Consider the following 14,828-nt stretch of genomic DNA (forward strand, 5'->3'; position numbering starts at 1 on the left):
GTACGCCCAGATGGCGGAACTGGCAGACGCACGGGACTCAAAATCCCGCGCCCGCAAGGGCTTCCGAGTTCGACCCTCGGTCTGGGCATCGTGTGATCGTACGCCGTGTTGTCACACGGTTTCGCCAACGTTACGCGCAGCGCTGTTGAGTTGTCGTGCGTATGTGGCGATGTTGGGTGCAGGGCAGCGGCTGTTCGCGGGCCACTGATGGGGTGTAGCTCAATGGCAGAGCACTCGACTGTTAATCGAGCGGTTGTAGGTTCGACTCCTACCGCCCCAGCTAGTGTCACATGGATCGCCCGGTTTTCCTCTCGGAAAGCCGGGCGTTTCGTTTGTCCGCAGACTTTTGCCGCCGCCGGTCGGTCGCCTCGCTTGCCGCGCCCGCCGGTGAATGCCTAGCTTCCCACACTGAGTTGTTGCAGGCCCCGCGTCTTGTGGATGATCCGCGACGGTGCGGCATCGCCATCCCCCTCTGCGCCGATTGCGTCCATGCCTTTTTCGCTCCAGCTCAGTCATGCCACTCCGGCTTCGGTCGAGTCGCCGCTGCTGGCGATCATCCTCCCTCAAGATCCGACCCTCGACGAGGCATTGCGTGCGGTCGACGCGCCGTTGGCCGGCGCGATCGCGCGGTCGATCAGCCGCCGGGATTTTCGGGGCAACCGTGATGAAACGATGCTCTTCATCGGGGGAGACACGGGTGCGCAGCGGGTGCTGCTGGTCGGTCGTGGATCGGCGCCGCTGACCCGCACCGTCGCGCGCCGCGCCGCCGCGATCGCCGCCCGACAAGCCGGCAAGCTGGGCACCGGTGCGATGCACCTTGCGCTTCCTGGTGCGGATGCCGAGGCCATTGAGGGCCTCGTGCTTGGCGCCGCGGCCGGCAGCTGGGCCTATCCTGATCTCCAAACGCCGCCCCCCGAGAAGGATCGCCGGGCGCGGCTGGCGTCGGCCACCGTGCTTGGTGCCGACACCGATGCCGTCCGCGCGGGCTTCGCGGCCGGCGCCGCCGTCTCGGAAGGACAGGCCATCGCCAAACGCCTCGGCATGATGCCCGGCAATGTCTGCACACCGGAGACGTTCGTCGAGGTGGGACGCGACATCGCGGCGAGACATGGCATGGCCATCACGGTGCTGGGACGTGCCGAGATGGAGCAGGAGAAGATGGGATCGTTCCTCTGCGTGGCACAGGGTACGCCGGAGGAACCTCGACTCGTGGCGCTCGAGTACCGTGGTGGAGCACCCGATCAGCAACCGATCGTCCTGATTGGCAAAGGACTCTGCTTCGACACCGGTGGCATCTCCATCAAGCCCGCACCGGAGATGGAGTGGATGAAGTTTGACATGTCGGGTGCGGGCGGCGTGATGGGCGCGATGGAGGCGATCGGCCGCCTCAAGTTGGCGGTCAATGTCGTCGGCATCATCGGATCGACCACCAACATGCCATCCGGCACCGCCGTGAAACCCGGCGATGTGGTGCGCGCCTCGAACGGCAAGACGATCGAAATCATCAACACCGACGCGGAAGGCCGTCTCGTGCTGGCGGACCTGCTGGTCTTCGCGAAGCGGTTCAACCCGGCGCTCGCTATCGATGCCGCGACGCTCACGGGAGCGATCGTCATCGGTCTCGGCGCGCATGCCGTGGGCGTCTTCGGCTCGGACAAGTCGGCGGTGGACGAAGTGCTGGCTGCCGGTTCGGCGGCGGGTGAACCGGGATGGCCCCTTCCACTCTGGGACGAGTACAAGGAGCAGATCAAGTCTGATGTGGCCGACCTGAAGAACACCGGCGGCCGCGCGGCGGGCTCCATCACCGCCGCACTCTTCCTGCAGGAGTTCGTGGACGGATATCCCTGGGTGCATCTCGACGTTGCCGGTACGGCCTACTCGCAGGCCGATCTCGGCTGGATTCCGAAGGGACCGACGGGCACGCCCGTGGGCACCTTTGTCGAAATCGTACGGGCGCGCGCGCGTCGGTGATCCGCTTCGCTCGGCTTTGGGTCGCTTGGCTCCTCGCGACCTTCGCGGCGCCGACGCTCGCATCGGCACAGGTTCGTCCCGACTCGGTGAAGACGGATACGGCTCGGGTGGTGGCGCCCGTGCCACCGTCGACGCGGGTGGACACCGTGCCGAAGCTCCAGATTGCCACGGATTCGGCGGTCCTCGCCCGCGAGGTCGCACGCACGGACAGCATCAAGCGCGCAATCGCGGGCGACACGATCAAGCCGCCCGTAGCGCATTTTGAACGACCGGATGATTTCGAGACGGTGTCTCGACTGCGGTTCTCGCGCAACGAGATCCTGTCGTCGGGCGCCATGAACCTCGCGGATCTGCTCGATCGGGTCCCGGGCGTCACGACGTATCGCAGCGGATGGCTCGCCGGTCTCCACGCCGCCTCCTTCGCCGGTGACACGCGACGCATCCGCCTCTTTGTCGATGGCATCGAGATGGATGCGATCGAGCCGCGCAATGGCGGCGCACTCGATCTCACTGATGTGCAGCTGTGGACGCTGGATGAGCTGGTGGTGGAGCGAGCGGCTGGCGAGGTGCGCGTGTGGATGCGCACATGGACCGTCCAGCGCACCACGCCGTACACGCGAGTGGACGTCTTCACCGGCGACCTGAATACCAACGCCTTCCGCGGACTGTTTGCGCGCCGTTGGCGCAACGGCATGCTCCTGCAGCTCGGTGGCCAGCAGGTCGCCACGCAGAGCGGCCGAGTAAATGCGTTCACCGGTGCCGAGAGCTCGGGTGGACGAGGTGATGGCACTGTGCAGGGGCTGATGGCCCGTGTCGGCTGGTCGTCGCGGCGTCTGAGCGTCGACCTGTACGTGAACGCCACCGGCCGCGAACGCGATCCACATACCGCTCGCAAAGGCTTCACCGATCTGCCGGCGTATAAAGGAGCGCGACGGGATACGTATTTTCGGATCGGATACGGCGACACCCTGCGCGGATTCTGGTCGCAAGCCATCGTCGGCGCGGTGCGTACGCGCTTGGAGGGTGTGGGTGACAAGGTGGCCGCGACGGATACGTCGATCGCGATCGAGACCGACACCATTCGTGGGCGCACGCAGCAACTCCTGGCGGTGGGCTATCGCGCGTCACGGTGGTCGGTGTCGATGACGGATCGTGTTCGTCCGATCAACGGCACGGCGTTTCATGCCCCGGCCGTACGCGGTCGCCTCGGGGGATCGCGCTATGCGCTCGGAGCATTCGTCGAAGCGAACGGCGTGGATTCCACGCGACGGTTCGACCTATACGCCCGCGCGCAGCCGTTTTCGTGGCTCGTCCTTACGGGGGCGCAGAGCGCGCGCACGCCGGATTCCGCGACGGGTCGATTGAATGGCAATACGCTCCGAACCGAGGCGGCGCTCAAGGTCGGTCGACTGTGGCTCGGCGGCGGTGTCATTCGGGACAACGCGAGCCAGTTCGAGTCGCCGGTCATCCTTGGCACCGGCGCGGCCACGCTATCGTCGACCGCTGCGCAGGGGGTGCTCGTATCCGCGGCCGGACGGCTGTACAAGGATGTGCGCCTCGATGTGCAGGCGATCCGATGGGACGCCTCGCAGTACAATCGCCCGCAGTTGCACGTGCGCACGGAGATTGCGCTCGTCAGCGATTGGCGCCGACGGTTCCCACGAGGGGAGTTTTCGATCAACGCGCGCCTCTGGCACGAGTTGCGCGGCGGCGCGCCGTTCTTTTACGGCACGGCCACCGGCAGCGGCACCCCGGATGTACGGATCACCGAGCGTGCCAACGTCGTGACCGGACTGCTCGAACTCCGCCTTCAAAGCGCCACGCTGTTCTACCAGTACCGCAACCTTACCGGCGGGGCGTACGAGCAGATTCGTGGCATCACGATGCCGCCGGCTGTGCAGATGTACGGGGTGCGATGGGAGTTCTGGAACTGATGCGGTTGACGCACCCCGGCAGCTGCGTTTCATTGCCGATCGCATGATTCGCTCAATGACGGGCTTCGGCCAAGCGGAAGGCATCGTCGGCACCTCTCGGGTGCTGGTCGAAGTGCGCACGGTCAACCATCGGTTTTTCTCGCCGAGCATCAAGTTGCCGGGCGCCTATGCGCGCTGGGAAGCCGACGTGCGTGAAGCGATGCGGCTCAAAGTCAGTCGCGGCCACGTGACACTCGGCGTCCGGACCGAGCGGCTTACCACGCAGGCCATCGCGATTGATGACGAGCGCTTCGCCGCCGTCGTTGCTCAGCTGCGAGATTTGCATGATCGGCACAGCCTGACGGGGGGGATCGATCTGGCGACCGTTCTGCGGATGCCTGACGTCCTATCGGCGCCGCGGGAGGAGGAGGAGACCGGCACGCTGGCCGATCTGCTCGTCATCGTGGATCGTGCCCTCGATCACCTCGGACGTGCGCGCGGCGACGAGGGCGCCCGACTGGCGACGGTCCTTCGGGAGCGCTTGGAGATCGTGGATGCCGCGCTGCAGCGGGTCGCGCTTCGCGCACCCGAGCGGCTGCTGGCCCAGCGAGATCGCCTCCGGGCGGCTGTTCGGGAGCTCACGGACGGTCTGGTCGTGGACGACCTCCGTGTAGCGCAGGAGATTGCCATCCTAGCCGACCGCATGGATGTGAGCGAGGAGCTCGATCGGTTCCGGTCGCACATCACCGCGTTTCAGGGTGTTCTTGCGGACAGTGGCGGGGAGCCGGTCGGGAAGCGCCTGGGATTTCTGCTCCAGGAAATGCTCCGGGAGGCCAACACCACCGGGAGCAAGGCGGCCGACGCCGCAATCCTTCACGACGTCGTCGGCGTGAAGGAGGAGCTGGAGCGAATCCGGGAACAGGTCGAGAATCTCGAATGAGTCCCTTTCCGGTCATTCTGTCCGCCCCATCGGGCGGCGGGAAAACCACGATTGCGCGCCGCCTGCTGGAGCGGCGGGCCGATGTGGGTTATTCTGTTAGTTGTACCACGCGGTCGCCTCGAGACGGTGAAGTGGACGGGCGTGACTACCGATTTCTCAGCCTGGAGGCGTTCACTGCGGCGCGAATTGCGGGCGAGTTCGCCGAGTGGGCTGAGGTGCACGGCAACTTCTATGGAACGATGCGGGCCGAGATTCAGCGGGTGCTGAATGGCGGCCAGCACGTGCTGATGGACATCGACGTGCAGGGTGCACGGCAATTCCATGTCGCATTTCCGGATACCGTCCTGATCTTTGTGTTGCCGCCGTCGGGAGAGGTGCTGAAGTCTCGGCTCTCGGCGCGAAAGAGCGAGAGTCGCGAGCGGTTGCTGGTACGGCTCCGGAATGCTCGTGCGGAGTTGGGGGAAGTGGGACGCTACCACTACGTAGTAGTGAACGACGATCTCGACCGCGCGGTGGATCAGGTCAGTGCGATCATCGATGCGGAAGGACTCCGACACGACCGGGTCCATGAGGTCGAAGCGCAGGTCGAGGCGCTCATTGCGCAGCTCGAAAAGGAAATCCACGTTTTCAGCAAGGACGACTGACGCATGCAGGTTTTTACTCCGTCCGACGTGTCGAAGCACGCGGCCAACAAGTATCTGAGCGTGCTCATCGCCGCCAAGTTTGCGCGCGTGCTCAATGAGTTTCCCCGCGATCGTTCCGCACACGAGAAGAAGCTCACTACTCGTGCCCTCGAAGAACTCGCCCACGGCGAGATCGAGTACCGGGTCGTAGCGCGCCGCCGTCCGGCCTGAGTTCCCGCCACGTGCTGGACCCTGCGCCGCGCCGTGACGATCGTCCCGGCGCGGCGCCTTTTCTCCCCCCCTCTGCGCCATCACCTGCTCCTGTGCGTCCCTTCGACCATCAGCGCTGCTTGCTCGAGGTCATCGGTGGCATCGCGTGCCATCAGGCCGCGCGGCTGGCGCGCCCGCGCGCGCGCTGCGGGAGGAGAGCGCATGGACGCTAAAGATCGTCTCCGCAGGTACCTTGAGCAGCGCCGGGAGCTGGGGGAGTCCGAGCTGGTGCTTGACGGTCTCTCCGTCGAAGACGTCTTGCAGATGGTCGGCGTGAAGTCAGCCGCGCCCAACCGAACATCGGCCACCGCAGCGTCGGCTGCAACGCCGAGAGGACAGGCCGCGGCTGATCGGGCGGCAGACCTGCCGTTGCCCGTCGAGCCACACAGCGTGCCAGTCACCCCGGTTGCACCACCGCCGGAGCCGGGCGTGCGGTTCGCTCCCGGTGCCACCACCGACTGGCGTGAGGCGCTTCGCAACGCGGGCGCGACGCGCCCCAACGATGCTCCCTCGCCGCCGGTCGCTACGACGTCGTCGCCGACCGTCGGAGTCGGGGCATTGGGCAAAACGCCGCTTGCCGCCCCTGTTGCTCCAGCCACGGTCGATACGCCCGTCCAGGACCTGCCGGCGTGGCTGTCGGCGCTCGGACTCCCGCTCGGGATCGAGGCGGGGCGTTTGCGCGTCATCGATGCCGCACCGGAACTCGCCGCAGTACCTACGCTCAACGAGCTTGCCGACCACGTGGCCGGTTGTAGGCGCTGTGCGCTGCACAAGTCGGCGACAAATCACGTGTCGGGGGAGGGGCATCCGACGGCCGAACTGCTGTGTGTCGGTGAAGCCCCCGGCGTCAACGAGGATGAACAGGGACGTCCCTTCGTCGGTGAAGCTGGAGAGTTGCTCACCAAGATCCTCGGGGCGATCCAGCTCTCGCGCGAAGACGTGTACATCTGCAACGTGCTCAAGCATCGGCCGCCGGGGAATCGCGACCCATTGCCGGACGAAATCGTCGCGTGTCAGCCGTATCTGCTGCGCCAGATCGAACTCGTGCGCCCGAGGGTCATCCTCGCGCTGGGCCGAATTGCCGCACAGACCCTGCTCCACACCACCACCGGCATCGGTGCACTGCGTGGTCGCGTGCACCGGTTTCACGGCGTGCCGCTGATTGTCACGTATCATCCGGCGGCGTTGCTGCGTAACGAAGCGTGGAAGCGTCCGACGTGGGAAGACGTGAAACTCGCCCGTCGCCTTCTCGATGCATCGCGTGCCGCCAGCGCGGACACCACGGCACCATGACCAGTCTCGTCGTTCCCACCACTGCGCTTCCGGCTGCACGCGATCCGTTCAAGGAGCGCCGGCCACCCTGGTCCGAGGAGGCCGAGCAGGCGGTCCTGGGCGCCATGTTGCTCGACGCTGACGCCGTCATGCGCGCGGCCGAGCACGTCGACGATACGATGTTCTATCGCGAGGGACACCGTCGTCTCTTCCGCGCCATGATTTCGATCACGGAGCGTGGCGGCGTCATTGATCCGCTCACGCTGGCTGACGAGCTCGAACGTCGCGGAGAGCTCGAGCACGCGGGCGGTCGCGAGTACCTCGGCTTCCTGCTGGATGCGGTGCCGACGGTGGCGAACGTGGAGTACCACGCCCGGATCGTGAAGGAACGGGCGTTACTGAGACGCCTCATCGAAGTGTCCACCGAAATAGTCTCGGAGGCATTCGAGGGGCGTACGGCTGCGTCGGATCTGCTCGACTCCGCCGAGTCACGCATCTTTTCGCTGGGGCAATCGAAGGAGCGCACCGGTTTTTCGCGCATCAAGGAGCTGCTCTGGCCCGCCATGGAGAAGCTCGAGCTGCTCGCGCAGCGCGAGGCCGCCATCACCGGAGTCCCAAGCGGATTCAACGAACTCGATTTCATGACATCGGGGTTCCAGCCCGCCGATCTCGTGATCGTGGCCGCGCGTCCTTCCATGGGTAAGACCGCGTTCACGCTGAACATCGCGCAGCACGCGGCGATCACGGCCAAGGTGCCGGTCGCCTTCTTCTCACTCGAAATGAGTAAGGAGTCGCTGGTACAGCGTATGCTGGCATCCGAGGCGCTCATCGATGCGCAGGCGCTGCGTAAGGGCGGTAGGGCGCTCGACGAATCGATGCCACGTCTGGCGCAGGCGGCTGGTATCCTGAGCCATGCACCCATCTTCATCGACGACACCCCCGGGATCACGTTGCTCGACATGCGCGCCAAGGCGCGACGGCTCAAGTCCGAACATGATCTCGGGCTCATCATCGTCGACTACCTGCAACTCATGACGGGACCGGCCGGCGTCGAGAACCGCCAGCAGGAGGTCTCACAGATTTCGCGCGGCCTCAAGGCACTCGCGAAGGAACTTGGCGTGCCCGTCGTGGCACTCTCTCAGCTGTCCCGTGCCCCGGAACAGCGCACGGGTGACGACAAGGGACGTCCGCAACTCTCCGACCTTCGCGAGTCGGGGGCCATCGAGCAGGACGCCGACGTCATCATGTTCATTTTTCGCCAGGAAGTGTACGCCGAACGCGACGAGAACGGCCGGCTGAAGGATCCGGATCTCGAAGGCCGTGCCGAGATCATCATCGGTAAGCAGAGGAACGGCCCCATCGGCAGCGCGCGGTTGTACTTCCACAAGCAATACACACGCTTCGACAATTTCTCGTCCCGACAGGCGCCGACTGATTTCGGCGGTTCGTCGTCGGACTTCGGTGGACCAAAGCTGGTCAGGGGTGCCGACGATTTCGGCGGGACGCCGTTCTGAGTCCATCGTCATGACCAAGTCGCGAACGGTCTATCGATGCACCGAGTGCGGTGCCGAGTATCCCAAGTGGGCGGGGCGCTGCGAAGGTTGCGACGCGTGGAACACGCTCGGCGAAGAGTTGGTCGCGAGCGCGCCCACCAGCAAGCGTACCGCGGCTCGCAGTATGCCCGGCATCGCTGCCGCCACGGTCACCCTGGGGCGCGTCACAGCGGCCGATACGCCGCGGTGGACGACGCAGTTGAACGAATTCGACTTTGTCCTCGGCGGTGGGCTGGTGCCCGGCAGCATGGTGCTCGTGGGCGGCGAGCCGGGTATCGGCAAGAGTACCCTGCTACTCCAGGTGGCGGCTCGGCTCGAAACGGCCGGACTCGCCACCCTGTACGTGTCCGGCGAGGAGAGCGCGCTGCAAGTGCGACTTCGTGCCGACCGGTTGGCCGAGGATGCGTCGTCGGTGGCGCTGCTGACCGAGACCTCGCTCGAAACCATACTGGCCACGGCGTCGCAGCCCACCGCTGACGGACGGCGCGTCAGCGTGCTGATCGTGGACTCGATTCAGACCGTGCACACCGAGTTGCTGGAGGGCGCACCGGGTAACGTCGGACAGGTGCGCGAGTGCGCCGCGCGCCTCATGCGGTTTGCGAAGGACACGGGGACGGCCGTGTTCGTGATCGGTCACGTCACGAAGGGGGGCGGCATTGCTGGCCCCAAGACGCTCGAGCACATCGTTGATACCGTGCTCTACTTCGAGGGCGACGGCACGCTCGATCATCGTGTGCTGCGCGCCACGAAGAACCGTTTCGGATCAGTCGACGAAATCGGCGTGTTTCGTATGGTCGGCACGGGGCTCGTTCCCGTCGAGAATCCGTCAGCGCTATTCCTCGGCGATCGTCGTGATGTGGCCAGCGGCAGTGCCGTCTGTGCGCTGATGGAGGGCACCCGTCCGGTACTCGTGGAAGTGCAGGCGCTCGCTGCCCGTGCGGGATTTGGTACACCACAGCGCGTGGCCAATGGCATCGATGCGCGACGGCTCGCGCTGCTATTGGCCGTCCTCGACAAGCGTGGCGGCTTCTCGTGCGCGCAATTGGATGTGTTCTGCAACATCGTCGGGGGAATGCGCGTGCAGGAACCGAGCGTCGATCTGGCGATCGTGGCGGCGATCGCCTCGAGTGTCGTCGATAAGCCGCTCCCGGCACAAGCGATCTTTCTCGGTGAGGTCGGGCTGGGCGGCGAAGTGCGACCAGTGTCGCAGGTCGAGCGGCGGCTCGCCGAAGCCGCCAAGCTCGGAATGACCCGCGCCTATTTGTCCGATCGTGCGATCCCGCGCCGGGTATCTGGCGATATCACCCTGATCGGCGTGCGTACACTGGGTGACGTGCTCCAGAAAACCGTTGGAAAGGATGCCACATGAGTGAAGTCCCCGCCGCACCTCGCCGCATCATTCCGCCGCCCGTCGTCTCCGCGCGCGGCGACGACGCGCACACGACCGAGGGCGTGGTGCGTGATGTTGGCGTCGTGATCGTCGCCGGCGGATCCGGCTCGCGAACGGGCAGCGCCGAGCTCAAGCAGTTTCGCTGGGTCGCCGGAAAACCGGCACTGCTCCACAGCGTGCAGGCCTTCATGGCGCGCCCCGATGTCGCGATCGTCGTGGTCGTCCTGCCGAAGGCGTACGCGGCCGATCCGCCACCTTGGCTGTTCCAGTGTGATGTCGATCGGCTACTGGTGTCCGTGGGTGGGCGTGAACGGCATGAGAGCGTGGTCAACGGGCTCGAGGACTTGCCGGAAGCGGTAGCGATTGCCGTCGTGCACGATGCGGCGCGTCCGCTCGTCACCGACGCCACCATCGACCGCGTGATTGCAGAGGCGCGACAGGGACATGGCGCCGTCGCGGCGTTGCCGGTCGTCGACACCTTGAAGGAAGTCGATGGCGACGGCCGCATCGTGCGCACCGTCGATCGGACGAATCTCTGGCGTGCGCAGACACCGCAGGCCTTTCCGCGCACGATGCTCGAGCAGGCGCACATCGCAGCACGGCGTGATGGCATTGGGGCAACGGATGACGCCGGGTTGTGCGAACGATTGGGGTTGCCGGTGGTGGTCGTGCGGGGCAGTGAACGGGGCATGAAGATCACCGAGGATGTCGATTTCGCTCGCGCCGACGCCCTCAGCCTGCTGCCGGAGTAAGAGCCGGTGTCAGTGCATCGCGACGCGCGCACCGTGCCGTTCTGGTCTCCCGTTGAGGTCGAGGCGGCATTGCGTGATGCGATTGCCCATCTCGTCGCACGGCGCGTCCTCGCGTATCCCACGGAAACGGTCTACGGGTTCGGCACCGCCGTCGATCATGAATCGGTCGAAGCCCTGGTGCAGATGAAAGGGCGTCCGCCCGGCAAGCCGTTTCTCCTGCTGATCAACGACCCAGCACAGATCGGGCGACTCGATCTGCACTTGCCCACCTATGCCGCGACGCTGGCCGCGCGCTTCTGGCCAGGTCCGCTCACCTTGGTACTCCGCGGCGGTGATCAGCGCGTGTCGCCGCGGCTTCGCGGACCGGAAGGCGGCGTGGCGGTTCGCTGGACCCCGCACCCCGGGCTGCAGCGGCTTCTCGCCGCGTATGGCGAACCAATCACGAGCACGAGTGCTAACCGACCCGGGGTTCCGCCGGCGATGACGGCCGCCGAGATTGTCCGACAGTGGCCTGATGCCATTCATCGCGGGCTGCTGTACGTGCTGGACGGCGGGCGACTCCCGTCCTCGCGCTCGTCGACGGTGGTGGACTGTACCGGACGCCGCGCCCGCGTGATCCGTCCGGGTGTGTTGACGGCGATCCAGTTGCGCGAGTGCGTGCCGGATCTCGTCGGCGATACCTAAGAATACGCCGGGGGACGCACTCCGTATGCATTTGCTCTTCGTCTGTACCGGAAATACCTGTCGCAGTCCGCTCGCGGAGGCGATCGCGCGTCGCATGATTGCCGACCGCGCCATCCACGACATTACGGTCGGAAGTGCTGGCACGAGTGCCTGGGCCGATGCGCCGGCGTCCGACGGCGCGCTGCTGGTCGCGCTGGAGCACGGCATCGATCTCGGCGATCACAGGGCGCGCCCGCTGGCGCAGGAGCTGGTGAGCCAAGCGCAGGTGCTCCTCACCATGGGACCGCACCATCTCGATCGCGCCGAGGCGCTGGGAGGGACGGGTCGGTCGTGGCTGCTGACCGATTACGCGAGTGGGACGCCGCGTCCGGTCAGTGATCCGTTCGGCGGCGACCTCGACGTGTATCGCGCCACGTTCGTGGAACTCGAGGAGGCGGTCGGCGCGGTCCTCGACCGAATCGTCGCCGATCGTTCGCGTCGCGCCCGCTGAGTAGTCGCTCGTCATGACGCATCCGATGGAGCCGCCGGCCGAGCCTCGGGTGGCGCACGCGCTGCCACGACCGGTGCGGGCGGCACAGCGTCCATCGCGTCTGGTCATCCTTGGGCATCCGGTGACACACTCCTTGTCGCCGGTGTTTCAGCGTGCCGCCCTGCGCTCCGCGGGGCTGTCCACGTCGTATGACCCAACAGATGTCGCTCCTGACCAGTTGGTCGGCACGTTGGCACGGCTCGCGGCCGAGGGCGGCGGCGGCAATATCACCATCCCGCACAAGGAAGCCGCCGCCGCTCTGATCGGACGGTGTACCGAAGTTGCGAGTCGGGTCGGCGCCGTGAACACGTTTTGGACCGAGCAGGGGGTACTCGTAGGGCACAATACCGACGTGGATGGCGCATCGGCCACGATTCAGGCGTTGGGCGTCCGCGAGCGTACCAACGCGAGCGACTCCCGTGTCGTGCTCCTCGGGGCGGGAGGATCGGCGGCCGCGACGCTGGTCGCCCTGCAGTCGCTGGGATACGCCCACATCACGATCGTCGCGCGGAGTCAGGAGCGAGCGAAGGCACTCTCGGCTCGACTGTCGATTCCGGCACGCATCGTCCCGATCGACGCGGTGAATCACGCGGTCGGCGACGCGGCACTCGTGATCAATGCCTCGCCGGTCGGTCTGCGTGATGACGCGGTTCCCGTGGCGGTGGCCGCGTTGCCCGAGCGATGCGCGGTGTTCGATCTGGTCTATCGCCCAGGCCTCACCCCTTGGGTGGCCGCCTGCCGTCAGGCCGGACTGCGCGCCGAGGACGGCCTTCGGATGCTGGTGGAGCAGGGGGCGTCCGCGTTCGAGACGTGGTTCGATATTCCGGCTCCGCGGGCGGCGATGTGGCAGGCGCTCAACGCAGTGCCCACCACGTACGACGACGAGTGACGGCGTCCCAGGCGTCTCCGCGAGCGGGATCCGGACAGATCGCGGCTCAACTGGCGGCCGTTGACGTGAGTCGATCGAGCACCGCGAGGCGGCTGGCGTGGGCGACCGTACGCGGGATGGTCGACCTGCTCTTGCCCTCAGCGTGCGCCATCTGTCGTGGGCTGCACCGGGCCGATGCCGACGGCATCGTGTGCCAACTGTGCCTCGCGCGGATCGTCCCTCTGGGATGTCCGCAGTGTGCGCGATGTGGCCACCCGAGACTGTCGCCGTCGACGCTGCTCTCGATGGGGACCGTGCCGTTGGAGGAGATCCCTCCGTGCCGGTGGTGTAGTCGGCTCGCGCCGACGATCCGTGCCGTGCGGTCCGTGTGTCGCACGGATGTCGGGACCGGCACCGCACTGGTGCACGCGCTGAAGTACAACGGCTGGTACGCTGTTGCGCGGCCGATGGCCCGCCGCATGGCTCGCCTTGATTGGCCAGCCGACGTCGTCCGCGAGCGGACCGCTCTCGTCCCCGTTCCACTCTCGAGCACCCGACGGCGCGAGCGCGGCTACAATCAGGCGGAGCGACTCGCCAGCGCCCTCGCCGGCGAATGGCGCTTGCCGGTCTGGCCCAACGTGCTCATGCGAGAGCGCGATACCAAGTCGCAGGTACGGTTGACACCATCGGAGAGGGCGAGCAACGTTTCCCGTGCGTTTGCGATGGCAGATTCTGCCCGCGCGCAGATCCGGGGTGCGCACGTCGTGCTGGTGGACGATGTGATCACCACGGCGGCGACCATCAACGCGTGCGCGCAAGCCCTTGCGGACGGCGGCGCGCGCATCATCTCCTGTGTGACATTCGGACGGGCGCCTGAACCGGGCGACCGCGCCGTGGCTAACTACGACTTCATCCGGAACTGACACGAATGGCTATTCGCGTAGGCATCAACGGCTTCGGCCGCATCGGCCGCCAGGTGCTTCGCGCCGCCAAGCAGCAGGGCGTCGCGGACCTCGACTTCGTTGCCATCAACGACCTCACCGACACCGCCACGCTGGCGCACCTATTCACCTACGATTCGGTGCACGGGCGGTACGACGGTGAGGTCAGTCATGATGCCGAGAGCATCACGATCGACGGCGATCGTATCCGTATTCTCGCCGAACGCGACCCGGCCAAGCTTGGCTGGGGCGACATGGGCGTGGACATCGTGCTCGAATCGACCGGCCGCTTCACCGTCGCCGCCGACGCGAAGAAGCACATGGACGCCGGCGCCAAGAAGGTCATCATCTCGGCCCCGGCCACGAATGAAGACATCACGATTGTCATGGGCGTGAATAGCGACAAGTACGATCCGGCGTCGCATCACATCATCTCGAACGCCTCGTGCACGACCAATTGTCTCGTGCCGATGGTCAAGATCATCCGTGACAACTTCGGCTTCGTGCACGGCTCGATGGTCACGATCCACAGCTATACGAACGACCAGTCCATCCTTGACCTGCCCCACAAGGACCTGCGTCGCGCCCGCGCGGCTGCGGTGTCGATGATCCCGACCACGACCGGCGCGGCCAAGGCCACGTCGCTCGTGATTCCCGAAGTGAAGGGCAAGATCGACGGGATTGCCGTGCGCGTGCCGACGCCGGATGTCTCCCTCACCGACCTCACCTGCGTGGTCGAGCGCAAGGTCACGAAGGACGAAGTCAACGCCGCGTTCAAGGCGGCGTCCGAGACCTCGCTCGCGGGCGTGCTCGGCTACAGCGAGGTGCCGCTGGTTTCCATCGACTACGTCGGCGATCCGCATTCGTGCACGCTCGATGCGCTCAGCACGATCGTGATCGATGGCACGCTCGTGAAGATTTCGGGCTGGTACGACAACGAGTGGGGCTATTCGTCCCGCTGCGTCGACCTGCTGCGTTTTGTCGGCGCCCGACTGTAGGCGTACCGCACACCCGTTTTCGTTCGGTCGGCCTATTCACGTGTCTGCTCACGAGCCCCGGTACCTGCGTGCCGGGGCTCGTGCGTCGCGGGACCGTGCTCGGACGACTTCCTTTCCGTCGAAT

At 66.0% G+C, this 14,828-nt stretch carries 14 protein-coding genes and 2 tRNA genes; all 16 read left to right on the top strand.

Translation table 11 applies throughout. The annotated features are described in order from the left end of the window. Window positions 1-4: 4 nt before the first annotated feature. The 16 genes from ACIRA7_RS05640 to gap all read left to right on the top strand — a co-directional run bounded on the left by ACIRA7_RS05640 (window position 5) and on the right by gap (window position 14,704). Window positions 5-88, top strand: a tRNA-Leu gene (locus ACIRA7_RS05640). A gap of 120 nt (window positions 89-208) precedes the next feature. Beyond that, window positions 209-280: transfer RNA gene (locus ACIRA7_RS05645), tRNA-Asn, on the top strand. A gap of 209 nt (window positions 281-489) precedes the next feature. Then, window positions 490-1,971 (top strand): leucyl aminopeptidase, encoded by a 1,482-nt coding sequence (locus ACIRA7_RS05650; protein ID WP_396219860.1) that lies wholly within the window; start codon window positions 490-492, stop codon window positions 1,969-1,971. Then, entirely contained in the window at window positions 1,968-3,905 is a 1,938-nt protein-coding gene (locus tag ACIRA7_RS05655) for a TonB-dependent receptor plug domain-containing protein (protein ID WP_396219861.1), read from the top strand. The genes ACIRA7_RS05650 and ACIRA7_RS05655 overlap by 4 nt, the downstream gene beginning before the upstream one ends. Before the next feature lie 43 nt (window positions 3,906-3,948). Then, on the top strand, window positions 3,949-4,824 hold the full coding sequence (locus ACIRA7_RS05660) for a YicC/YloC family endoribonuclease (protein ID WP_396219862.1): 876 nt from the start codon (window positions 3,949-3,951) through the stop codon (window positions 4,822-4,824). After that, window positions 4,821-5,468, top strand: a complete 648-nt coding sequence (gmk, locus tag ACIRA7_RS05665; RefSeq protein ID WP_396219863.1) for a guanylate kinase — start codon at window positions 4,821-4,823, stop codon at window positions 5,466-5,468. The genes ACIRA7_RS05660 and gmk overlap by 4 nt, the downstream gene beginning before the upstream one ends. A 3-nt stretch (window positions 5,469-5,471) precedes the next feature. Next, window positions 5,472-5,678, top strand: coding sequence for a DNA-directed RNA polymerase subunit omega (locus tag ACIRA7_RS05670; protein WP_396219864.1), 207 nt, complete (start codon window positions 5,472-5,474; stop codon window positions 5,676-5,678). A 201-nt stretch (window positions 5,679-5,879) separates the two neighbouring features. Then, entirely contained in the window at window positions 5,880-7,010 is a 1,131-nt protein-coding gene (locus ACIRA7_RS05675) for a uracil-DNA glycosylase family protein (RefSeq protein ID WP_396219865.1), read from the top strand. After that, window positions 7,007-8,503 carry a replicative DNA helicase gene (gene dnaB / locus ACIRA7_RS05680; protein ID WP_396219866.1) on the top strand — a complete coding sequence of 499 codons (1,497 nt, stop codon included), beginning with the start codon at window positions 7,007-7,009 and terminating at the stop codon, window positions 8,501-8,503. Before ACIRA7_RS05675 ends, dnaB begins: the two co-directional genes overlap by 4 nt. Before the next feature lie 10 nt (window positions 8,504-8,513). After that, complete coding sequence (gene radA / locus ACIRA7_RS05685) at window positions 8,514-9,911, top strand: DNA repair protein RadA (protein ID WP_396219867.1); 1,398 nt, start codon at window positions 8,514-8,516, stop codon at window positions 9,909-9,911. After that, complete coding sequence (gene ispD, locus ACIRA7_RS05690) at window positions 9,908-10,684, top strand: 2-C-methyl-D-erythritol 4-phosphate cytidylyltransferase (protein ID WP_396219868.1); 777 nt, start codon at window positions 9,908-9,910, stop codon at window positions 10,682-10,684. Before radA ends, ispD begins: the two co-directional genes overlap by 4 nt. A 6-nt stretch (window positions 10,685-10,690) precedes the next feature. Further along, on the top strand, window positions 10,691-11,368 hold the full coding sequence (locus ACIRA7_RS05695; RefSeq protein ID WP_396219869.1) for an L-threonylcarbamoyladenylate synthase: 678 nt from the start codon (window positions 10,691-10,693) through the stop codon (window positions 11,366-11,368). A 25-nt stretch (window positions 11,369-11,393) separates the two neighbouring features. Then, window positions 11,394-11,858 carry a low molecular weight protein arginine phosphatase gene (locus tag ACIRA7_RS05700; RefSeq protein ID WP_396219870.1) on the top strand — a complete coding sequence of 155 codons (465 nt, stop codon included), beginning with the start codon at window positions 11,394-11,396 and terminating at the stop codon, window positions 11,856-11,858. A 13-nt stretch (window positions 11,859-11,871) separates the two neighbouring features. Next, entirely contained in the window at window positions 11,872-12,786 is a 915-nt protein-coding gene (locus ACIRA7_RS05705) for a shikimate dehydrogenase family protein (RefSeq protein WP_396219871.1), read from the top strand. A 356-nt stretch (window positions 12,787-13,142) separates the two neighbouring features. Then, on the top strand, window positions 13,143-13,688 hold the full coding sequence (locus ACIRA7_RS05710; RefSeq protein ID WP_396219872.1) for a ComF family protein: 546 nt from the start codon (window positions 13,143-13,145) through the stop codon (window positions 13,686-13,688). 5 nt (window positions 13,689-13,693) lie between these two features. Continuing rightward, on the top strand, window positions 13,694-14,704 hold the full coding sequence (gene gap, locus ACIRA7_RS05715; RefSeq protein WP_396219873.1) for a type I glyceraldehyde-3-phosphate dehydrogenase: 1,011 nt from the start codon (window positions 13,694-13,696) through the stop codon (window positions 14,702-14,704). Window positions 14,705-14,828: the final 124 nt, after the last annotated feature.

This window comes from Gemmatimonas sp. (genome assembly GCF_044376735.1).
Classification (GTDB): Bacteria; Gemmatimonadota; Gemmatimonadetes; order Gemmatimonadales; family Gemmatimonadaceae; genus Gemmatimonas.